Consider the following 23391-nt stretch of genomic DNA (forward strand, 5'->3'; position numbering starts at 1 on the left):
AAATTATTCAACGGCACTGCTTTTCCTAGGTCCTAGGACCTAGGACCTGCTCTTTACCTAAGACCTGCACTCCCCCATTCCTACCTTATCTGATGCAAGGGTTCCTGATTTACTGCCGTAAACATAGTGGCGTATAGGCGCTGAGCGTAACCATCTGTCATCGCAGAAATGTAGTCAGCAATCACGCGTCGACCTGTTTTTCCATCAGCCACATCTTTTAACCATTGGTCACGCGTGGCGACAGGCAACAGACGTTTTGGGTCGGCATCAAACGCATCGAACAACTCCATCACTAATTGCTGACCTTTGTATTCAATCACCTGAAGTTCGGGCTTTTGCACAACGTATTCGCTAACAAAGGCTTTGAGTACACCTAGTACGGTGTGCATCACGTCAGTCAGTTTGGCATTCCACTGCAAAAGCGGATCGTCGAATCGGCTGACACCGTCTTGCACCGCAGGCTCAATGGCAATCGACGTCAGCAAAGTATTCACCAGCGCGCCAATGGCATCTTTGCGCTCATGATGAGGACCAAACATCTGCTCACTCAAATGGCCGATATTGGTTTCAAGCCAAGGATCGCCGCATTCGGCCAGTTTACTGGCGACAGCTTCTTGCCATTGGTCTCGCTGAACAATCCCCATCGCGATGGCATCTTCTAAATCATGCACGCCATAAGCAATGTCATCGGCCAATTCCATGATGGAACAATCGAGCGATTTATATTTTGATCGGCCATGGTGATCATCATCAGGCGCACGTCTTAAAGACGTAAACAAGTTCGCGTCTTTGTCAGACAACCCGTCTAACACCCAATCAAAGCGATCGGTATCATCCTGATAAATGCCCTTGGCGGGATGCCATAACGCTGCTTTGAGATGGCGAAACTCTTTCACATCCTCCGGCAATTGAAGCCGTCTAGTGTGCTTCAACAACGTCGGATATTTCAGCAGTCCCAATAAGGTGCGGCGAGCCAAATTCATGCCATCTTGCTCGGTATAAGGTTCGAGCAATGACACGATACGAAAGGTTTGCGCATTACCTTCAAAACCATCGTCGTTGCGCATCATATAGTTCAGCGCAATCTCACCGCCATGCCCATAAGGGGGATGACCAATATCGTGCGCTAAACACAAGCTTTCCATTAAGCTGGTTGAAGGCAACAAGGGTTTAAAATCTGGTTGTTTCTCTTTGAGCTGGGCAACGATGCCCGTGCCAATCTGTGACACTTCTAGCGAATGCGTCAGGCGGGTTCGATAAAAATCGCTGTGCTCAGCCCCAAGCACTTGAGTCTTCGCTTGTAGGCGCCTAAAGGCAGCCGAATGAAGGATACGGGCGCGGTCTCGCTGAAACACCGTGCGCTTATCGTTACGACGCTTCTTATTCTCTTCTGCCAGCCGTGCTTCCCATGTCGATGACACCAAAAACTTATTCATCACTGATCTCATCGAGCGTTAGCCCAAAGCTCGCGCCAAACGTTGACATAAAATACGCCGTCGCCTCACTGCCACGGTCTTCCATGGTGGTTTCAAGACGACGCTTAGCCTGCTCGAATTCGTGGTTGCCCGCCGACAGCTCTTCTAAACACTTTAAATAGGCACAGATAGAATCAGCTTGTTTCACTAACTGATAGTCTTCGGCATCTATCGCCGCGCTGTCGATTAACGGGCGGTAATCATCACGAAACTCTTCCGGTAACATGGCCACCAGTTTGTCTTCCGCAATACGCTCAATTTTTTTATATTCGTCGGCAATAGCCGGATTAAAGTACTTGATTGGCGTAGGTAAATCCCCCGTCAGCACTTCACTGCAATCGTGAAACATGGCCAACAAGGCAACGCGTTCTGGCGAATAATTGCCGCCAAATTTTCTGTTTTCAATCAGTGCGAGCGCATGGGCAACAAATGCGACTTGAAGGCTATGTTCAGAGATATTCTCGTTGAACACATTTCGCATTAACGGCCAGCGATAGATAAGTTTCATTCTCGCGAGATGGGCAAAGAAATGGCTGTGTTTCTGGCTCATGGCTTCCTTGACTTAGTTGAGACGTGGGTACTGATACCATTCTGTTGTCACAGTGATCTTTTCTCAAGCTTTTCACATGAAAAATCAGCCCATAAAGGCGGTAACCACTCAAGTGTCACGCATCAGAAGGTTAGGTTCAAATAACAGAAGGCATGGGAAGAGTACAAAACGCAGGGGGCAAATTAAATGAGACTGGGGAGAGGGTGCTCCCCGACACACAGCCTAGCGGGGATTACAGCGTAATGCGATCGCGATTTTTCTCTACGATGGCGTTACCAATCCCTTTGACACCTGATAGTGCTTCTACAGATTCGAAAGCACCGTATTCGTTGCGAAAGTCGACAATAGCCTGCGCTTTTGATTTACCGATCCCATCCAGATACTTATCAAGCTCATCGGCTTCCGCCGTGTTGATGTTCACTTCAATTGGTGCGCCCTGAGCCCCATCTTGCGCTGTCGCAAAAGGGCTGATGATTAGCGTTGCCGCCAGTACCAATGCTGAAAAGAAAGTTTTTATCATTTCCTGTTCCTTAGGTTGTATGAATGACTGTCCTCACCAGCATACAAATCCTTTCCCCCGGCTCCATTACAATGTACAAAAAAACGACGGGGCGCTAAAAGCGCCCCGTCGATGTGACTTATCAATTACAACTGCGATGCAATCACTTCAAAATATTAGTAATTATTGCTCCGCCGTGTCTAAAGAATAAGTGACCTCTGTTTTTTGTTTTAGCTGTGCAATCAAAGCATTCAGATCAGCATTGGCGGTGGTACGTGCCACACGTTCTGCCATCTGGCTTTGTAAGCTAATCTCTTCGGTTGCCGGTTCTTTCACGCTATCAAGCGCAACGATCAGAACATCACCGTTAACAGCACGCGTCAGACCATACTCACTCGCATCAGCAGCAGGTGTAGGCATGGTAAACACCAATTCAACCACTTCACGCTCTGGTGACACACGGCTAACTTCGCTTTCTGCACCAAATGCGTAACCTGATGCGTTAACGCCTGCATCATTGTCAGCGTTGAGTTCAGCGAGCAAGGTATTCGCCAATGCATCCGCTGCTTTTTCGCCATCTTGACGCTTAAGCATCGCCGTCACCTGCGCTTCCACGTCTTCATATGGTCGCACGGCTTCAGGTCGAACATCATCAACTCGCAGAACCAACACGTGTTCTGGTGCAATTTCGATGATGTCGGAGTTCAAGCCATCTTCACGCACTTCTGGTGTTTGTAACGCTTGCACAACCGCAGGGTTTGCGAGCGCACCGGACAGTTCGTTCAAGGCAATGAAATCCGTTTTATTCACCGTCGCATTCACTGCTTCAGCGGCATCATCAAGGTTGTCTGGCATTTCAAAGGCTTTCTCAGCCAGTTCGTTTGACAGTGCGTAGAATTTTTCAGCGGCGTGTTGTAGCTTCAACTGAGCGATAATTTCATCGCGAACATCAGCAAAAGGCTTCGCATCAGACGGTTTAATCTCATCAAGTTTGATGATGTGGAAACCAAAATCAGACTGAACAACATCAGTGACATCGCCCGTGTTAACCAGTGCAAAAGAAGCATCTTCAAACGCTGGATCCATCACGCCTTTGTCAAACCAATCCAGTTGACCGCCTTGTTCTGCGCTAAAGGTATCATCTGAACGCGTTTTTGCGAGCTCTGCAAAATCCGCACCTGCGTTAAGCTCAGCAAATACAGCCTGTGCTTTTTCGTTGGCTGCATCATCATCACCTTGGATCATAATGTGGCTAACTTTACGCTGCTCTGACGTGCCGTAAGCGGCTATGTTCGCGTCGTAGTAAGCTTCAGCTTCTTCTTCGGTCACATCCGCAACGTCAGCAACGCCTGAACCCGTAAGCTCAACATAAGACAGCTTAAATTGCTCAGGGCGAACAAATTGACTCGGATTTTGCTCATAGTACGCTTTCTTCTGCTCGTCAGTGATTTCCGCTTTATCAGAGAAATCAGACAATGGCAGCGTCAAGGTACGCACCATGCGCGTTTGTCCTTCAAGCTTATACAGCGACTCTAATTCGTCTTCTAGGGCAAACTCGCTGCTTACCAGCGCGTTAACCAACTGCTCACGAACCATGTCTTGGCGAACGTATTCAGCAAATTGATCCGGACTTAAACCGTTACGACGTAGTGCCGCAAGGTACAAATCATTATTGAAAATGCCATTGTTTGAAAAAGCAGGCATTTCTCGGATTGATTGTTTAACCTGAACATCACTTACTCGCAGACCCAGTCGATCAGCTTCTTGGTCAAGAAGAGACTGATTCACCATACGGTCTAGAACATTGCGACGGAATTGAGCCAGATAATTGGGATCGCTCAACATCGTTGAGAAGAAATCTCCAGCCTGTGATTGCATCTGCGCGCGCTCATTTTGATAAGCTTGCTCAAATTGGCTACGGCTAATTTCTAGATCACCTACTTTCGCCGCCGGAATCTCAGTACCACCAGCGAGGTAGCCACCGACACCTGCAAAGGCAAAGGAAAAGATAATAAGGCTTAAGATGATCTTAACCGCGATGCTATTTACGCCTTCACGTAGTCGCTCCATCATAACGTGCCGCTACTCCTGCTAAATTGAAACGTTCGTCTTAAAAATTAAAACTAAGTATTAAAGATTAAAACTTAAGTATTAAAAACTAAAAAAGCGCATCCCGAGATGCGCCTTTACACTCTGTTGAGCCTGATTATACGCTGATGTCACAGACATTACAGCCTTAAACTCGGCTCTCTGCGACAAAGAGCAAACGGTATATTTAAGATTAGTTAACCGCGTCTTTCAGAGCTTTACCAGCTTTAAAGCCAGGGACTTTAGCGGCTGGAATATCAATTTCTGCGCCGGTTTGTGGGTTACGACCAGTACGTGCTGAACGCTCACGAACAGAGAAGGTACCAAAACCAACTAGAGCAACTTGATCGCCATCTTTTAGGCTACCTGATACTGCATCGATCAGTGCGTCTAGTGCGCGACCTGCTGAAGCTTTAGACAGATCTGCATTTTCTGCGATTTTATCAATTAACTGCGACTTGTTCACTTTTTCATCCCCTTTACAAACGAACCACAAATCCCATTTTTTGCGGTGGCGAATAATTAGTCATCGCCTTTGTTATCAAAACAAGGCTGTAAAACGCTGTAGCTGTTATGAATTAAGGGCTTGCAACGTTTCTCTTAACTTAGCCCTCAAAAAAAAGACTGACAAGCCTTTTACTGACTGTCAGCCCTTTGCGTTGCTTATTTTTGCTACGCGTCACTCTTTTTAGCGGTGACAAGCTCGATTCCGAGCGGGTTGTTCTGCAATGCAAGGGTCAGAACATCGTCGATCCAACGCACAGCATGGATATCTAGGTCCGCTTTCACGTTATCTGGGATTTCTTCCAGATCGCGTTCGTTTTCTTTTGGAATGATGACCGTTTTAATACCACCACGGTGTGCAGCAAGCAGTTTTTCTTTCAAACCACCAATCGGCAACACTTCACCACGAAGCGTGATCTCACCTGTCATGGCAACATCAGAGCGTACAGGGTTACCCGTCAAGCTAGAAACCAACGCAGTACACATTGCGATACCCGCACTTGGCCCATCTTTCGGTGTTGCGCCTTCTGGTACGTGTACGTGAATATCACGTTTTTCGTAGAAGTCGTTGTTGATGCCCAGTTTCTCAGCACGAGTACGCACCACGGTCATCGCAGCCTGAATCGACTCTTGCATCACATCGCCCAGCGAACCGGTTTGTGAGAGCTTGCCTTTACCCGGCATTGATTCAGTCTCGATGGTCAGCAGATCGCCGCCCACTGATGTCCACGCTAGGCCCGTTACCTGACCCACACGGTTGCTCTCGTCTGCTTTTCCGAAGTCGAAACGCTGTACACCAAGATACTTCTTCAGGTTTTCCTGATTAATGGTGATCGATTTCAGCTCTTTGTTTAACAGAATTTCTTTCACTGCCTTACGACACAGTTTAGAAATCTCACGCTCAAGGCTACGCACACCCGCTTCACGCGTGTAATAACGAATGATGCCAACAATGGCGGAATCTTCAATCGTGATTTCGCTTGGCTTAAGGCCGTTACGCTGCACTTGCTTATCAAGTAGGTGCTGCTTAGCAATATTCAGTTTTTCATCTTCGGTGTAACCCGACAGACGAATCACTTCCATACGGTCAAGCAAAGGACCGGGAATATTCATGGAGTTCGACGTCGCCACAAACATCACATCTGACAGATCGTAATCGACTTCCAGGTAATGGTCATTGAACGCATTGTTTTGTTCAGGATCAAGCACTTCTAACAAAGCAGACGATGGGTCGCCGCGCATGTCTGAAGACATCTTGTCGATTTCATCCAACAAGAATAATGGGTTTTTCACGCCCACTTTAGCCATTTTCTGAATAAGCTTGCCCGGCAATGAGCCAATGTAAGTACGACGGTGACCACGAATTTCCGCTTCGTCACGCACGCCGCCCAATGCCATACGGGTGTATTTACGGCCCGTTGCTTTGGCGATCGACTGACCCAGAGAGGTTTTACCCACACCAGGAGGGCCTACCAAGCAAAGGATTGGACCTTTCAGCTTGTTGATACGGTTTTGTACCGCGAGATACTCAAGGATGCGTTCTTTGACGCGCTCCAGACCATAGTGATCAGAGTTAAGGATCTCTTCAGCTTTCGCCAAATCCTTTTTCACTTTCGAGCGCTTCGACCATGGCACGCTGACCATCCAATCGATATAACTACGCACAACGGTCGCTTCCGCCGACATAGGAGACATCATCTTGAGCTTTTGCAGCTCTTGCTCTGTCTTCTCTTTGGCTTCCTGAGGCATTTTCGATTCTTCAATCTTCAGCTTCAGGCTTTCGAATTCATCTGGTGCATCATCCAGCTCACCCAGTTCTTTCTGGATAGCTTTCATTTGCTCATTGAGGTAATACTCGCGCTGGCTCTTTTCCATCTGCTTTTTCACGCGACTACGAATGCGCTTCTCAACTTGTAGCAGATCGATTTCTGATTCCATCATGGTCATCAAAAATTCAAGGCGCTCAGCGATGTCCACAATTTCGAGCACTTGCTGTTTGTCATGCAACTTCAATGGCATGTGCGCAGCAATGGTATCCGCCAAACGCGCGGCTTCTTCAATACCATTTAGCGAAGTGAGGACTTCCGGCGGGATCTTCTTGTTCAGCTTAATAAAGCCTTCGAACTGGCTGATGGCTGTACGCACCAACACTTCTTGCTCACGCTCATCCATTTCTGGCGTTTCGGTGTACTGAGCATCAGCAATGAAGAAATCATCCTCGCGGAATTTTTTAATTTCTGCACGCTGCAAACCTTCAACAAGCACTTTGACCGTGCCATCAGGCAATTTTAGCAACTGCAGGATTGAGGCCACAGTACCGACTTCATACAGATCAGCAATGGATGGGTCATCAGTTGCCGCGTCTTTCTGCGCAACCAATAGAATCTGCTTATCATTGTCCATCGCTGCTTCAAGGCAACGGATAGATTTATCCCTTCCCACAAATAGTGGAATAACCATATGAGGATAAACAACCACGTCACGCAAAGGCAGGACCGGAATCTCAATGCGCTCGGAACGCTCCAAGTTCATATTTTTCTCTCTTCCGTTTTAGATACTAATGAGTATATGGGGATAGTTTGTCAGGATTCAACGGCATACCAAGCAGAATGTAAAAAAGGGAGCGAGCGCTCCCTTTTTTTTTATAATTTGTTGGTTAAATAAGCTATTTAACCGCACGCATAGTAGGACTTATTCCGCACCCGCTGCTTGACTCTCTGCTGCTTCATAAATAAGCAAAGGCTCAGATTCGCCTTTAATCACAGATTCGTCGATCACCACTTTGGAGACGTCTTTGCTCGAAGGCAAATCGTACATGGTGTCCAGCAACACAGCTTCAACGATTGAACGCAGGCCACGAGCACCCGTTTTACGATCCATTGCTTTCTTAGCAATCGCCGTTAACGCGTCATCACGGAACTCTAGTTCAACGCCATCAAGCTCCAACAACGCAGCATACTGTTTCGTCAGTGCGTTCTTAGGCTCGCGCAGAATTTGTACTAGCGCATCTTCGTCCAACTCGGTCAGCGTCGCCGTCACAGGCAGACGACCGATGAACTCAGGGATCAGGCCATATTTCACCAAATCTTCCGGTTCAACCTTGCTGAACAAATCACTCAGGGTTGCTTCTTGGTCTTTAGAGCGAACTTCCGCACCAAAACCAATACTGCTGCCTTTTGCGATGCGTTGATCAACCACTTTGTCGAGACCCGCAAATGCACCGCCACAGATAAACAGAATCTTAGAGGTATCAACCTGCAAGAACTCTTGTTGTGGATGCTTACGGCCACCTTGCGGTGGAACAGAAGCGATGGTGCCTTCAACCAGTTTCAACAGCGCCTGTTGTACACCTTCACCCGACACGTCACGTGTAATTGAAGGGTTGTCAGACTTGCGTGAGATCTTATCGATTTCATCGATATAGACAATTCCACGCTCTGCTTTGGCTACGTCATAGTCACATTTCTGAAGCAGTTTCTGGATAATGTTCTCGACATCTTCACCCACATAACCCGCTTCGGTCAGTGTGGTTGCATCAGCCATTGTGAACGGAACATCCAGAAAACGCGCCAGCGTTTCAGCAAGCAAAGTCTTACCGCTACCGGTTGGACCAATCAGCAAGATGTTACTCTTACCTAGCTCAACACCTTCCGCCGTCGTATCACCATTTCTCAGACGCTTGTAGTGGTTATAAACCGCTACAGAGAGCACTTTCTTCGCTCTGTCCTGACCGATGACATAGTCATCAAGGTGTGAACGAATATCCTGTGGTGTCGGAAGTTCGTTGCTGTCGCGCTTAGGCATGACCTCTTTTATTTCTTCACGAATGATGTCGTTACACAGGTCAACACACTCATCGCAGATATAAACAGAAGGTCCAGCAATTAACTTGCGTACTTCATGCTGGCTTTTGCCGCAGAAAGAGCAGTAAAGCAGTTTGCCGCTGCCACCGTCTTTTCGCTTGTCTGTCATTCGCTAACCTCTTTAGGCTTTCGCCCATGTTTGCCATGATCTGAGTCTATATCAACTCGGCGGAAATTTCCGACAGCCGCAAGACCCAATTCCAAAATAAATGGGGGATAAACCCCTAACTATCTCAGAACTAAAAAATTAATCGCGCTTATTTAATATCGAATCAACTATGCCATAGTCTACCGCATCTTGCGAAGCCATGAAGTTGTCACGATCGGTATCACGCTCAATCACTTCCAGCGGCTGACCAGTGTGCTCAGCAAGCAAGCTATTTAGCTTGTTCTTGATGGTCAGAATTTCTTGCGCATGGATTTGGATGTCCGACGCTTGGCCTTGGAAGCCGCCCAGCGGTTGGTGGATCATCACACGTGAGTTTGGCAGACAGTAACGCTTACCTTTCGCACCACCAGCCAGTAGAAATGCGCCCATCGAACACGCTTGGCCCATACATACTGTGCTCACGTTAGGTTTAATGTACTGCATCGTGTCATAAATAGACATACCCGCGGTAACTGAACCACCTGGAGAGTTGATGTAAAGGAAGATATCTTTTTCTGGGTTTTCTGATTCGAGAAACAGCAACTGCGCAACAACGAGATTCGCCATGTGATCTTCAACCTGACCGGTCAAAAAGATCACGCGCTCTTTCAGCAGACGTGAGTAGATGTCGTAAGAACGTTCACCGCGGGAGGTTTGCTCAACCACCATTGGCACTAGCGCATCAATAATAGAAGGCATTCCGTTTTTTTCTTGAAAGCTCATAGTGTTATTTCCCTAAAATAAATGGCCCGGATGAATATACTTCATTCGGACCATTGTTATCAGAAGAGTGAATTCTAAGTCAAATGTCCACTCTACAATTCTAGCACTTATGCTTGAACTGGGTTCATCAGCTCAGAGAAGCTTTGTGCTTTTTCAGAAACTTGTGCTTTAGCTAACAGAGCGTCGATAGCTTGTTCTTCAAGAGCAACATTACGCATGTTCTCCATTAGACGCTGATCCTTCGCGTAGTAAGAAACCACTTCTGATGGATCTTCGTAAGCAGAAGCCATTTCTTCAATCAGTGCTTTCACACGATCTTCATCAGCTTTCAGCTCTTCAGCTTTAATCACTTCACCAAGTAGCAGACCAACAACAACGCGACGTTTCGCTTGTTCTTCGAACAGCTCACGTGGAAGTTCAGGTGCGTTTTCCATGTTGCCACCGAAACGCTGAACCGCTTGTTGACGCAGAACATTCACTTCTTGGTCGATCAGAGCAGAAGGCACGTCGATGTCGTTTTTCTCAACCAGACCGTCGATCACTTGCTCTTTGATGCGGTTTTTCACAGCTTGCTTCAGTTCGCGTTCCATGTTTTTACGCACTTCTGCTTTCAGGCCGTCAACGCTACCGTCTTCAACGCCGAAACGCGCAACAAACTCTGCCGTCAATTCTGGCAGTTCTTGTGCTTCAACTTTGTGCAGTGTGATGTCGAACTTCGCTGCTTTACCTTTCAGGTTTTCAGCGTGGTAATCTTCAGGGAAGCTCACTTCAATCGTGAATTCTTCGCCTGCTTTCTTACCAACAACGCCGTCTTCGAAACCTGGAATCATACGGTTTTGACCCATAGCCAGCGCGAAGCCTTCTGCTTTACCGCCTTCGAACTCTTCGCCATCAATAGAACCGATGAAGTCGATAGTGACGCGGCTATCAGCTTGAGCTGGTGCTTCAACGTCTGCCCAACCCGCTTGTTGCTTACGCAGGGTCTCGATCATTTCAGCAACGTCGTCTTCGTTAACGTCAGCTTGTGGCTTAACCACTTCAACTTTGTCCAGATCTTTCAGTGCGATTTCTGGGTAAACTTCAAAAGACGCTTTGAATACCAGATCTTTACCTTCTTCAACATCAACTGGAGTGAAAGTCGGTGCGCCTGCTGGGGTGATTTTTTCTTTGATGATAGCTTCGATGAAATGACGCTGCATCACTTCACCCATCACGTCGTTACGTACTGCTGAGCCGTACATACGAGAAACCATTTTCAAAGGCACTTTGCCTTTGCGGAAACCATCGAAACGACGATTTTTAGCAATGTTGCGTAGTTCAGCAGTCACTGCATCTTCGATGTTTGCTGCTGGAACAGTAATATTCAGGTGGCGCTGCAGGCCTTCTGTGGTTTCAACGGTAACTTGCATTGTATATTTAACCTCAAAACTTACTCAGATTAGCTGAGTGATGTTGCCCGGCTCCAGCCGGTAGCATCCTTTCGTGCTACAGCGATTCAATCGCCATAGCGCCTGTGAATTTGCGTACAAAGCGATAAAACGCTTGTATCAAATAACCTCAAAATACGAGGTGTGGTTTTTTAGACGCGCCATTATAGCGACACTGCCCTGCCGAGTCGAGACAGGCTGGGTCCATCGTCGTGTTTCTGTGAGATTGGGGCGTGAAAATGGAATTCAAGGGGGAAAGCGCAAAAAATCAAAGGGCAAAGGGCAAAGGGCAAAGGTCCTAGGTCCTAGGTCCTAAGGAATGATACTAAGCGGAATCTGGAGCCAAACTGGAATACTGGAATACGGCTTTTGGCTTTTTCTAGGATCTAGGACCTGCTCTTCCCAGAAATCTATTCGGGAACAAGGAGTCTGACTATTTAGGAGAGTGACACGAACAAAGGAACTCGGGGAAGGAAATTGGTACGCCCTACAGGATTCGAACCTGTGACCCACGGCTTAGAAGGCCGTTGCTCTATCCAACTGAGCTAAGGGCGCACTTGATTCACACTAGTGTGCAAATGCAAGCCGGATTATAAGGGTCATAGACACTGCGTCAACGCTTTTCCTCACGCTTTGATATCAAATGCCTAATAAACAAGCATAGTCACTGCTAATTCTATTCAAACCACACCATTACACGACCCAATCATGTCCACAATGCCTCAAGACAGAAAAATCCAAGGCGTCACATTCGCTCCAGCTCCCGTCAGCATTCATCGTTTAGCTAACGACAGAATCAAACGCGATCATCGCTTTAGACGATGCCCAACAAGCGCTCTTCATTGTGCGGATCCGTCCTCTTTGTTTTAGTTGGGATAAATAACGTGGAATCTACATTGTCAGTTGCATGCCAACGCGTGCATAAAAATGGGAAAACGCGAGCAGGAAACCGGAAATACCTGACTCGCAGGCCCAATCGTATGCAGAATTTTGAATAGTCATGACGATAAATAAAATCGATTAACACGAACAGTTTATCTCACTTTACGTTTTAGACTGGCGAAATAATAATCACGCCAACAAACATAGAAAACCTGCTCACTTTGAGCAGGTTTTTTTCATTTTAAGTCATTACGATAGAGAAAACGCATTGCAACAGACCCTCGAAATACGGACTGAAGGTAACAGCCCACTCGTGCCTGTTATTAGCCTGAGCCTATTTGCCGTCGCTTCAGGTTTCCTGATGAGCCTGATCCCGCTTGCGCTGAGTGCAAGAGGGATGTCGGTCGATCTCGCCTCTTGGCTTGCAAGTGTGTTTTACGCTGGCCTGTTGGGCGGCGCACTCATTAGTGCACGTATCGTGGGTAAGTTTGGTCACCGCAATGCGCTAGTTGCATTCTTAATTGCTATCGTGGCGACAGTCGGCATGATGGCCACTATTGCCTCACCTGCTGTTTGGCTCGTCTCACGATTTCTCGCAGGCATTGCCGTTGCCGGCGTTTTCGTGGTGATCGAATCATGGCTATTGATGGCTGATACTGAAAAAGCACGTGCAAAGCGCCTAGGTCTTTATATGGCGTCTCTGTATGGCGGTTCGGCGTTAGGTCAACTGGGCATTGGTTTCTTTGGCACCGAAGGCGCGATGCCATTAATGGTCGTTGCCACCCTGTTCTCTGCTGCCATGCTGCCACCGCTGATTTTCAAAAAAGGTCAGCCAAAAATCGTTGAACATTCGAGCATCAAGCTACGTGAAATGCGAGATTTACCCTCAGCTGCCTACATTGGCTGCATTGTGTCAGGCTTGGTGTTGGGTTCTATCTACGGGTTATTGCCGCTCGATCTAGAGCAACACTACAGCCACAACCAGGTGGGCATGTTGATGGCTATCGTGATCTTGGGTGGCATGGCAGTACAGCCACTTGTGAGCTGGCTAAATTCACGCGTAGAAAAAGCACTGTTAATGGCCATGTTTTGCTTTGCTGGCCTCCTGGCTATCGCGATGATTGAAATCGCGACCGTGGATGCTGGCTTAATGGCGGGATTATTTCTACTCGGCGCAGCAGCATTTGCACTCTACCCGGTCGCCATTACCCTTGCATGCCGAAAAGTGAGTGAGTCGAAAATTGTGGCAGCAGCAGAGTTGATGCTACTCAGCTACAGCGTAGGCTCCGTGATTGGCCCCGTATTGGCAGGCAAAGCAATGAACACAGAAAGCGGTTTGATGTTCTATTTCGCTATTTGTTTCGCTGCTACTCTCATTTACATGCTGGTATCCACCAAGCGCAACCGCCGTCGTGGTGCGAATGGTGTCGATGACGTGATGCCGGTAGATTTGTAATTGGGTTCTAGGGTTCTAGGGTCGTCAGGATTTGGCTGATGCTTGGCAAATCAAATAAAAAGCAGGTCTGTATTTATAGACCTGCTTTTTTATGCTGTTTTTACCTTCAAACGCATAGACACATATAACCCAGGTTATACCGAGTGACTGGCGGCTTATTCTGGCATTTACTGGGTCATTACGACCAAAAACCTCTCAAGTTTCTGCCTAACGTCTTCGTTTTAAATCACATAACATGCGTTATCGACAAAAAGTATAATTTCACACTTGAAATGCTTCGATTAATCACAGCACCCCGCAAATAACACAAACAAAAAGCCGCTTCGCCATGGATATGCTCACCGCGAACTTAACCTCACCCGCATCTGAACCACTTATTGACGCTTCTGGGACAGGAAAAATAAAGTGAGCGTAGCGCAAACGTTTGCGCTATAGCCATGTCACATTTTTTTTGTCAAAATACGGCCTCTTTCCCGTCTGTATCTTTGCCAAAGGAAAATCATGGCCGCTCAAATTATTGATGGAAAAATCATTTCTCAAACTGTTCGACAAGAAGTTGCCGCGCGCGTCGAAGCAAGAAAGGCTGCGGGCCTGCGAGCGCCAGGATTGGCTGTTGTTCTCGTCGGTGATGATGCCGCGTCACAGGTCTATGTCGGCAGCAAGCGTCGCGTTTGTGAAGAAGTGGGTTTTATCTCTAAGTCTTACGATCTCCCATCAAGCACGCCCGAAGCCGATTTGCTGGCATTGATTGATACGCTAAATGCAGACGACGAAATCGACGGCATTCTGGTTCAATTGCCTCTTCCGGCGCAAATGGATGCAACTAACGTACTTGAGCGTATTCACCCAGAGAAAGACGTGGATGGCTTCCACCCTTACAACGTTGGTCGCCTGTGTCAGCGTATTCCTAAGCTTCGCTCATGCACACCGAAAGGCATTATTACGCTGCTTGATCGCTACAACATCCCGCTTCGTGGTATGCACGCAGTCGTGGTTGGCGCATCAAACATTGTGGGTCGTCCGATGACCATGGAGCTTCTGCTCGCAGGTTGCACCACCACCACATGTCACCGCTTCACCAAAGATCTCGAAGGGCATATTCGCCAAGCCGATCTCGTGGTCGTAGCTGTTGGTAAACCTAATTTTATTCCTGGTGATTGGATCAAACCCGGCGCAGTCGTGATTGATGTGGGCATTAACCGAATGGAAGATGGCAAACTGGTGGGTGACGTGGAATACGATGTCGCCAAAACGAAAGCCAGCCACATTACTCCTGTACCTGGCGGCGTTGGCCCAATGACAGTGGCCACATTGATTGAAAATACGCTACTGGCGTGTGAGCAGTTTCATTCGTAAGCCCTGAAACGGCTTCGCCAAGATCAAACAAAAGCGAGCATTCCTGCTCGCTTCTTTTTGTATTTAATCTGCGCCAAACAAATCTCTTGTGTACACCTTGTCTTCAACATCCAGCAAGGCGTCATCCATACGGTTCGACACAATCACATCGGTGCACTGTTTAAAAGCATCAAGATCGGTGAGCACTTCTGAGTTGAACAATGTTCTCCCCGTGTACACAGGCTCATAAATCACAATCTCAATGCCCTTTGCTTTGATACGTTTCATCACGCCTAAAATGGAAGACGCACGAAAATTGTCCGAGCCTGTTTTCATGATCAAACGATAAATACCCACCACTTTCGGCTTTCTTTTTAATATGGATTCCGCGATGAAGTCTTTACGCGTGCGGTTCGCCTCAACAATCGCCCCAATAATGTTATTGGGTACCGAATTGTAATTCGACAACAACTGCTTGGTATCTTTCGGCAAGCAATATCCACCGTAACCAAACGACGGATTGTTGTAATGGCTTCCAATTCGGGGGTCTAAACACACCCCTTCAATGATCTCTCGAGAATCCAACCCCAAAGCTTCAGCATAAGAATCAAGCTCATTGAAGTAAGCAACACGCATGGCAAGGTAGGTATTTGAAAAAAGCTTAACGGCTTCGGCTTCGCTGGAATGGGTAAACAGAACAGGGATATTCTCGTCTTCTGCACCTTCTAACAACAGGTTTGCAAACAACTCCGCAAACTCTGTTTGCCCACCGATAATGATACGAGAAGGATGCAGGTTGTCATACAGCGCTCGCCCCTCGCGCAAAAACTCCGGTGAAAAAAGCAGGTTTTCTGTCTGATAGTGGGTTTTTGCGGTTTCCGTAAACCCCACTGGTACTGTCGATTTCACCACAATGAGTGCATGAGGATTGCAACACACCACTTCTTGAATGACCGCCTCAACGGAAGACGTATTAAAAAAATTGGTGACAGGATCGTAGTCTGTCGGTGTTGCCACAATCACAATGTCAGCCCACGCATAGGCTTCGTGGTCATCTAACGTGGCGTAAAAGCGTAACTCTTTTTTCGTTAAAAAATGCTCGATGTCTTTATCAATAATCGGCGACACACCATTGTTCAGCATATCGACTTTCTCTTTCACAATATCAACGGCAACCACATGATTATGCTGCGCGAGGAGCATGGCATTAGAAAGACCAACATAGCCCGTTCCTGCTACCGCTATCTTCATTCAACGCTCCATGCTCTGCAAAGAAAAGTGCAGAAACGACAAAATGAACGCACCTAGACGAGCTCATTTGCATATCCATCACACCATCAATCTTAAATATAGAACATGACGCTTTTCTGACGTTTATTTTGAGGTTTGATGATGTTGTCGTAGCGAGGAAAGGAGGAAACGAAGCGGAAAAACTGAGCAGGTTCTAGATCCTAGGGAAGAGCAGGTCCTAGGACCTTCTTTTCCTAGGACCTTGCTCTTACTTATCAGGATAACCATTCGGGTTGTTTGACTGCCAACGCCAAGTATCCGTTACCATGTCATCAAGCGTATGGGTGGCTTTCCAATCCAGTTCAGTTTGCGCTTTGATTGGGTCAGCCCAGCACTCAGCGATATCGCCCGCGCGACGTGGCGCCACTTGATAGGCAATCTCTTTGCCGCTGGCTTGGCTAAAGGCCGCAACCATTTCCAATACGCTCTTACCGTCGCCTGTGCCGAGGTTATAAATGTGCAAGCCTGCTTTCTGACCGACTTTATCCAGCGCTGCCAAATGGCCATTTGCCAAATCAACAACGTGAATATAATCACGCACACCACTGCCATCTGGCGTTGGGTAATCATCACCAAATACCGACAAAAACTCGCGACGACCGACAGCCACTTGTGAAATAAACGGCATCAAGTTATTTGGAATGCCTTGTGGGTCTTCCCCCATTTCACCGGATTTGTGTGAGCCAACAGGGTTGAAGTAACGCAGCAGCGTAATGCTCCAATCTGGATTGGCGTGATGGAAATCCGTTAAACACTCTTCGACCATTAACTTGCTTCGGCCATACGGGTTAGTCGCAGAAGTTGGGAAATCTTCACGAATAGGCACAGAGGCTGGGTCGCCGTATACAGTGGCCGACGAACTAAAGATGATTGATTTTACACCCGCATCACGCATGGCATCCACCAGCACCAGTGTGCCGTTTACATTGTTGTCGTAATATTCCAGCGGCTTTTCAACCGACTCACCCACCGCTTTCAAGCCCGCAAAGTGAATAACTGCTTTGATGTTGTTTTCTTTTTCAAAAACAGAAGCAAGAAAAGCCTTGTCGCGAACATCACCTTGGTAAAACGTTGGACGCTTACCGGTAAGTTTTTCTATACGTTCAAGCACAGCAAACTTACTGTTATGAAGATTATCCACAAGGATAGGGTTCAACCCAGCTTCAATCATTTGTACGCAGGTGTGACTTCCGATGTAGCCAATGCCGCCAGTAACGAGTACGTTCATTCTTGTTCCTAAATGATGATTAATTCTATGCCCGTCGTTTTTCTTAAATCACACTTTGGGCTTTGATTCTAATGAGCATTATACGCATCTTACTATTCAGATAAACGCAAGCGTGCTTGCACTGCCTTTGATTGTAGCTCGCTGTCATGGTTACTACTGATAAGAACGCCGCCTAAATGTCAATTTATTCAAGGACGGGGCATCCACTTAAGAGCAACTGGGCATTCGGGATGGATTTGAACTATGTGGCGCAGCGCGACCCGAATTCCGAGTTTGGAATTTTCACGGAAGAGCGCCATTACGACCCGACAACAGGCCGTTACTACAATGTTCAAACCGGTACGCCAACTGGCCATTTCACAACGTATTATCGCCCTGAATGGAGCTGGTTTGATGATTTGCTGATCAAGGCGAGTGTGGGGCAGTATTTGGCTGAAGACAAAGGCGTGACGTTGGATGTGTCGAAGCAATTCGACAGTGGCGTGATTGCTGGCGCTTACATGGCGAAAACCAACTTGTCGGCGGAGCAGTTCGGGGAAGGAAGCTTTAACAAGGGCTTCTATATTTCGATCCCGTTTGACATTTTCACCGTGAAACCAAGTGCCAACCGTGCATTGATCGGCTGGACGCCTTTGTCTCGCGATGGCGGTCAGATGCTGAGTCGTAAGTACAGCCTATATAGCATGACTGACGCGAGATACCCAGCGGCTGAATTTACGAACAAGTAACAAGCGTAAATAACCGCACTGACCCGAAAATAAAAATGGCGCTCGATTGAGCGCCATTTTCTATTGGTCTGCGGCGATAGTGACTTTCTCGGCGAAGCCACTGGCCTCTATTTTCTTAGCTAACGCTTGCTGCGCGTGAAGATCGCCATGTACAAGCCGAATTTCATTCGGCCTCGACTCGATACCCGCAATAAATGCCAATAAATCTTTCTGATCAGCATGGGCAGAGTAACCCGACATGGTGTGGATGTGCGCGTTGATGTCGATGTTTTCTCCATCAATGTTGACGTGTTTGTCGCCGCGCTGAATATTACGCCCGAGGGTTCCCCGAGCTTGGTAGCCGGCAATAATCACATCAGTGCGTTTATCGGATAGCAAAGCTTTGAGGTAGTTGAGTACGCGTCCGCCGTTGCACATGCCGCTGGCGGCAATCACTATTGCAGGTTCTCCCGTTTGTTTTAGGCGGTTGACCAAGCCAATATGATCACTATGAGTGTTGATGGTAATGCATTGATCGAACGCGAGTGGGTGTCGGCCTGATTCCCACGTGGTTTTGGCTTCTTGGCTCCACAATTTTTTGAAGGCACGGTATTGTGCTGTCACTTTCGCTGCCACGGGAGAATCGAGAATCACGGGGATGGTTGACCAAGCACGCTTTTCATCTTCGTTAAGCGATTTAGCAATCAGGTTTTCTATATCAAATAGCAGCTCTTGTGTTCGCCCAACGCTAAAAGCCGGAATAATAACCACACCGCCGTCGAGCAGTGACCGATTGATTAGCGTTTTTAAGCGTTCGGCTCGCGAAGCAATCGATTCGTGCGTTTTGTCTCCGTAAGTACTTTCGATGACCAATACATCGGCGCGCTCTGGTGATTTGGGATCGGGCAGTAACGGGGTGTTGCTTGGCCCTAGGTCGCCGGAGAACACCAAAACCTGTTCATCTGGTAATTTCACTTCAATGTAGGATGAACCAAGAATATGCCCCGCAGGTTGAAAGCGGATTTCAGCGATTGTCCCGAACGCGTTAACAACGCTCGTCCAAGTGCCATATTCTATTGGCTGTGTGAGGGAACGGATCAGGTTCAAAATACGCTTTCGCTGCCTCGCCTTCATTCCTAACTGCAAGCGAAGCCCATCATCAAGCATCATCGGCATGAGTTTGGCTGTGGCTTCAGTACAATATATAGGTGCGCGAAAACCTGCCGCTAGTAGCCAAGGTATTCTGCCAATGTGGTCGATATGGGTGTGGGTGACAAGTAACGCATCGATATCTTTAACGGGAAAATCGATATTAAGCGGTTTGGTTTCATCGCCCTGAAATAGCCCACAATCAATAAGCAGTTTACCGTGATGGGTGTCGAGTTGGTGGCATGAGCCAGTGACGCCCGTTTTTGCGCCATGATGGGTGATTTGGAAGGTATTTGGGTTGGAGGTAGGCATAATATTGATTCCCAGACGATGAGGCTGGAAATATTGTCGCTCAGCACCGAGTGACCGTGTTAACGAATATTTGTGAGAAGGGAGTAAAACCAAGTTTTAAGCACACCTTCTTGAATCGGTTTCAAAGAAGGTGCGACAAAGTTAACGATGGGCATCGCCAACAGATTGATTAGCCAAACGTTGCAGCATAGGTTCTTAGCTTTTGATGCGGTCGCCTGAACCACTGCCCGTGACGGTTTGGATAATGTAGGTGAAGTAGTTCTTTACTGTCATGGTTTTGATCATACGTTGATCCCATTCAGCCAGTTTTTGCGGTGTCGACATGTCAATTTCATTGACCTGAGCAAGACCTGTCACGCCCGGCAGTACATCAAACACGCCTTTTTCTTGTCGCGCCTGTATCAATTCCTCTTGATTAAACAAACAAGGTCGAGGTCCCACTAAGCTCATTTCCCCCTTCACAACATTAATCAACTGCGGCAATTCATCCAGTTTGGTTTTACGTAAAAATGCACCCAATTTGGTCACTGATGAAGCACTGGCTAGGTGCGTCGCCACTGATGCCGTATCGGGTGCCATGGTGCGAAACTTAATCAGCGTGAACGGCTTTTGATTCTTGCCCACGCGCGTTTGGTAAAAAATGGGGGATTTCGTGTCGAAATACCCAAGCACCGTTACCAATAACAATACTGGCCACAGAAACAAAAGGCCGAAGAAGGCAAAAAGAAAATCGAGGAGTTTAGTCACTATGGTGTTCTCTCTGACGCTTGAACTCAAGGGGTGTTGGATACTTTCAAATACGCATCGACGGTATTGGCTATCCCCTGTTCAAAACTAACCGGAGGTGTCCAATCTAGCGACTCAATCGTATCTGAAATATCAACCTGCAGGTTACCACACAAGCGATTGGCAATATCCGATTTTCCCATTGCGCGCGCGACTGATTCAATAATCCGTTGAGGCATTGGTAGAAGTCGATTTGGCTTTTTCATGCTTTTGGCAATCTGCTTTAAAAGCCTTGTGGTAGAAACATCATCATTGTCCGAAACAAGAAAGGTCTTGCCTGCAGCATTTGGATGCGTGCAGCAGGTCAGCACCAATGACACTAGGTTATCAATATATACTAGGCTTCGTCGGTTGTTGATAGCACCAAGTGGCAATGGGATTCCTTTTCGCACGATATTCATCATGGATTGAAAATTGGCTTTTACCCCTTCGCCATATACTAGCGGCGGACGAATGATAACGACTTCCAGTCCCGTTTGCTCTGCAATCTCTTTCAGGCCTATTTCTGCTTCGTACTTACTTAAGCCGTATGGATCACTTGGCGGTTGAGAAACGTCAGGTGCGAACGCTTGTTCTGGAGATGTCTGTTCGCCATTCACTTTAACGGAGCTGATAAAAACAAAACGTTTAACGCCGGCGTCTGCCGCCTGACGGGCAAGATTGAGAGTACCTAATGTATTGGTTTCTCGATAAGCTTGAAGAACGTCGGCACCACTTTTCGCATCTGTCATTTGATGGACGCGAGCAGCACAATGAACGATGCAGTCAACATCTTGCAAATGAGCGGACCAATCGGTATTGGCTTGAATATCGCTGACAATGGTATCGTCAGCGCTCAATGCTTCATTTCTGACTTGTTTCTTTACTATCCAATTTCTATGCTCAGCGACGCTTGATACGCGATACCCAACAAAACCACTTGCGCCTGTAATGAGTAACTTCAACCTAATTCCTGTATTTAGTAGTGTTAGTACCAAGATTCTACCATTCAACACTGGCTAGTCGCACTAAAGGTACATACAATAGAACCACAACGAATAAATATATGTTTTAGCACACCGACCTTTGCGGCTAACGTCTACGAGAGCTACCCAAATCCTAATGTTTACTCCGATCCAGTTACTTCTCAGCGCGCAACGTAAAAACAAGCGAGTTATCAGTGTCATCTACGATATTCTTGCTGTGACACTCTCGCTCTATTTCGCCATAGCACTGCGCTTAGATACGCTGATTTTTTCAATCGGCATTGAAGAAGTCCTATGCCTTTTAGTCACCTGCGCTGTAACCATTTTTAGCTTTGTTAAGCTTGGAATGTATCGCGCCATCTTGCGCTACATGATGATGCCCGCGATTGGTAACATCTTTATCGCCGTGATTATATCGGCCGTCACCCTTGCGATAAGCGGTTTTTTCTTTCAAGCATTTGTGCCAAGAAGCGTCCCTTTCATCTATGCAGGGCTGGCAATACTCACTCTCGGCGCACCAAGAATATTCATTCGTACTGTTTACTATCACTACTATCGTAGAAAAAAACCCAATGTATTTATCTATGGTGCCGGTTCTACAGGTCGTGATCTCGCCTATGCGCTTATACAAGGCGGTGAGTATCATCCTGTCGCTTTTCTGGATGATGACCCCAAGAAAACAGGGCAGATTCTTACAGGAGTGAGAATCTATCATGCTTCAGAATTTGGCTCCCTTCTATCTCTGTATCAACCAATAAAGCTACTCCTTGCCATCAATAACGTCAGCAAGGGCGATCGACTAAGGCTTGTAGACGAGTTATCACACTGGCCCATTGAAGTTCAATCAGTCCCTTCTGTTGAGGACATCGCCGCGGGTAAAGCAAGTGTTACGGACATTAAAGATCTAGACATAGCAGACCTACTTGGAAGAGAACCAGTGTCTCCAGATATAGCGCTACTTCGGAAAAACATAACTGATAAAAGCGTTTTGGTTACTGGCGCAGGTGGGTCTATCGGCTCTGAACTCTGCCGCCAAATTCTCGCACAACACCCAAAAACGTTAGTTCTGTTTGAGCTAAACGAATACAACCTTTATGCCATTCATCAAGAACTCGAAACGGCAAGAAACAACCTAGGCTTGAATACTACCTTGGTCGCCGCATTAGGATCAGTACAGAAAGAGAACCGATTAACAAAGCTAATGGCAGCCAACAATGTAGAGTCTGTTTATCATTCTGCAGCTTACAAGCACGTCCCCCTTGTGGAAGATAACGTGATTGAAGGCATTCGAAACAACGTGTTTGGCACACTAGCATGCGCCAATGCAGCAATTGCAACAGGCGTTAAGAATTTCACGCTGATATCTACCGATAAAGCCGTCCGCCCAACCAATGTTATGGGCGCAAGCAAACGCATGGCTGAATTAATTTTACAGGCACTCGCTGATAGCAATACACTGACAAACTTCACTATGGTACGTTTCGGCAATGTACTTGGTTCATCTGGATCCGTCGTACCTTTATTCAAGAAGCAGATACGAAAAGGTGGGCCGGTTACTGTTACCCATCCAGATATAACAAGATATTTCATGCTAATCCCTGAAGCTGCACAGTTAGTAATTCAAGCCAGTGCGATGGGTCATAATGGGCAAGTCTTTGTATTAGATATGGGAGAACCTGTGAAAATCGCAGATCTAGCGAAACGAATGATAAACTTGATGGGAATGAAAGAATTCTATGACAACGATGAAGGAGACATCCAGATACGCTTTACAGGCCTAAGACCTGGAGAGAAACTCTATGAAGAACTGCTAATAGGCGAAAATGTTGAAGGCACAAGTCACGCCAAAATAATGACTGCTCATGAACACAAGAAATCACTGAAAGAAATCTTAGAGCTACTATCAAAAATCAACACCTATTGTCATGATTTCAACACTGTTAGCTTAAAGATCCTACTAGAAGAGATAGAAACAGTGTATTTCCCAAACAAAGAAAAATAGAG

17 protein-coding genes, 1 tRNA gene and 1 pseudogene are annotated in these 23391 nt (G+C 47.0%); 4 read left to right on the forward strand and 15 right to left on the reverse strand.

The window, feature by feature from the left end; translation table 11 throughout:
• Positions 1-80: 80 nt before the first annotated feature.
• The 10 genes from AC3CIC_RS11445 to AC3CIC_RS11490 form a co-directional block, all read right to left on the reverse strand.
• Positions 81-1436, reverse strand: a complete 1356-nt coding sequence (locus AC3CIC_RS11445) for an anti-phage deoxyguanosine triphosphatase (RefSeq protein WP_488514658.1) — start codon at positions 1434-1436, stop codon at positions 81-83.
• Complete coding sequence (yfbR, locus tag AC3CIC_RS11450; RefSeq protein WP_016961014.1) at positions 1429-2025, reverse strand: 5'-deoxynucleotidase; 597 nt, start codon at positions 2023-2025, stop codon at positions 1429-1431. The genes AC3CIC_RS11445 and yfbR overlap by 8 nt, the downstream gene beginning before the upstream one ends.
• Before the next feature lie 232 nt (positions 2026-2257).
• The gene (locus AC3CIC_RS11455; RefSeq protein WP_488514659.1) at positions 2258-2545 is read right to left on the reverse strand and encodes a ComEA family DNA-binding protein; all 288 of its coding nucleotides are present in this window, start codon (positions 2543-2545) and stop codon (positions 2258-2260) included.
• A 162-nt stretch (positions 2546-2707) separates the two neighbouring features.
• Complete coding sequence (gene ppiD, locus AC3CIC_RS11460) at positions 2708-4597, reverse strand: peptidylprolyl isomerase (RefSeq protein WP_488514660.1); 1890 nt, start codon at positions 4595-4597, stop codon at positions 2708-2710.
• A gap of 208 nt (positions 4598-4805) precedes the next feature.
• Positions 4806-5078 carry a nucleoid-associated protein HU-beta gene (gene hupB / locus AC3CIC_RS11465; protein ID WP_017004308.1) on the reverse strand — a complete coding sequence of 91 codons (273 nt, stop codon included), beginning with the start codon at positions 5076-5078 and terminating at the stop codon, positions 4806-4808.
• Positions 5079-5284: 206 nt separating this feature from the next.
• Entirely contained in the window at positions 5285-7648 is a 2364-nt protein-coding gene (gene lon / locus AC3CIC_RS11470) for an endopeptidase La (RefSeq protein WP_016961010.1), read from the reverse strand.
• Positions 7649-7807: 159 nt separating this feature from the next.
• Positions 7808-9088, reverse strand: coding sequence for an ATP-dependent protease ATP-binding subunit ClpX (gene clpX / locus AC3CIC_RS11475; RefSeq protein ID WP_016961009.1), 1281 nt, complete (start codon positions 9086-9088; stop codon positions 7808-7810).
• Between the two features lie 138 nt (positions 9089-9226).
• Complete coding sequence (gene clpP, locus AC3CIC_RS11480) at positions 9227-9850, reverse strand: ATP-dependent Clp endopeptidase proteolytic subunit ClpP (RefSeq protein WP_016961008.1); 624 nt, start codon at positions 9848-9850, stop codon at positions 9227-9229.
• A 107-nt stretch (positions 9851-9957) separates the two neighbouring features.
• Complete coding sequence (gene tig, locus AC3CIC_RS11485) at positions 9958-11259, reverse strand: trigger factor (protein ID WP_488514661.1); 1302 nt, start codon at positions 11257-11259, stop codon at positions 9958-9960.
• Between the two features lie 496 nt (positions 11260-11755).
• A tRNA-Arg gene (locus tag AC3CIC_RS11490) sits at positions 11756-11832 on the reverse strand.
• Positions 11833-12427: 595 nt separating this feature from the next.
• Here AC3CIC_RS11490 and AC3CIC_RS11495 point away from each other — a divergent pair.
• Positions 12428-13615, forward strand: coding sequence for an MFS transporter (locus AC3CIC_RS11495; protein WP_488514662.1), 1188 nt, complete (start codon positions 12428-12430; stop codon positions 13613-13615).
• A gap of 501 nt (positions 13616-14116) precedes the next feature.
• The gene (gene folD, locus AC3CIC_RS11500) at positions 14117-14971 is read left to right on the forward strand and encodes a bifunctional methylenetetrahydrofolate dehydrogenase/methenyltetrahydrofolate cyclohydrolase FolD (protein ID WP_016961004.1); all 855 of its coding nucleotides are present in this window, start codon (positions 14117-14119) and stop codon (positions 14969-14971) included.
• Between the two features lie 63 nt (positions 14972-15034).
• On the opposite strand, the gene AC3CIC_RS11505 is transcribed toward folD, so the two are convergent.
• Together AC3CIC_RS11505 and galE are read right to left on the reverse strand one after the other, a co-directional pair.
• Positions 15035-16201, reverse strand: coding sequence for a nucleotide sugar dehydrogenase (locus AC3CIC_RS11505; protein WP_488514663.1), 1167 nt, complete (start codon positions 16199-16201; stop codon positions 15035-15037).
• 247 nt (positions 16202-16448) lie between these two features.
• Positions 16449-17468, reverse strand: coding sequence for a UDP-glucose 4-epimerase GalE (gene galE, locus AC3CIC_RS11510; protein ID WP_488514664.1), 1020 nt, complete (start codon positions 17466-17468; stop codon positions 16449-16451).
• A gap of 203 nt (positions 17469-17671) precedes the next feature.
• Between galE and AC3CIC_RS11515 the strand changes: the two are divergent.
• Positions 17672-18196 (forward strand): annotated as a pseudogene (locus AC3CIC_RS11515) (YjbH domain-containing protein); the annotation flags it as partial.
• Between the two features lie 60 nt (positions 18197-18256).
• Here the strand turns inward: AC3CIC_RS11515 and AC3CIC_RS11520 are convergent.
• From AC3CIC_RS11520 to AC3CIC_RS11530, 3 genes are all read right to left on the reverse strand, one after another.
• The gene (locus tag AC3CIC_RS11520) at positions 18257-19636 is read right to left on the reverse strand and encodes an MBL fold metallo-hydrolase RNA specificity domain-containing protein (protein WP_488514665.1); all 1380 of its coding nucleotides are present in this window, start codon (positions 19634-19636) and stop codon (positions 18257-18259) included.
• A gap of 195 nt (positions 19637-19831) precedes the next feature.
• The gene (locus AC3CIC_RS11525; protein WP_488515908.1) at positions 19832-20386 is read right to left on the reverse strand and encodes a sugar transferase; all 555 of its coding nucleotides are present in this window, start codon (positions 20384-20386) and stop codon (positions 19832-19834) included.
• Positions 20387-20409: 23 nt separating this feature from the next.
• Positions 20410-21366 carry a UDP-glucose 4-epimerase family protein gene (locus AC3CIC_RS11530; protein ID WP_488514666.1) on the reverse strand — a complete coding sequence of 319 codons (957 nt, stop codon included), beginning with the start codon at positions 21364-21366 and terminating at the stop codon, positions 20410-20412.
• Between the two features lie 157 nt (positions 21367-21523).
• Between AC3CIC_RS11530 and AC3CIC_RS11535 the strand changes: the two genes are divergently transcribed.
• On the forward strand, positions 21524-23389 hold the full coding sequence (locus tag AC3CIC_RS11535; RefSeq protein WP_488514667.1) for a polysaccharide biosynthesis protein: 1866 nt from the start codon (positions 21524-21526) through the stop codon (positions 23387-23389).
• Positions 23390-23391: the final 2 nt, after the last annotated feature.

The sequence above is a fragment of the Enterovibrio sp. QJM3NY_24 genome, from assembly GCF_057786035.1.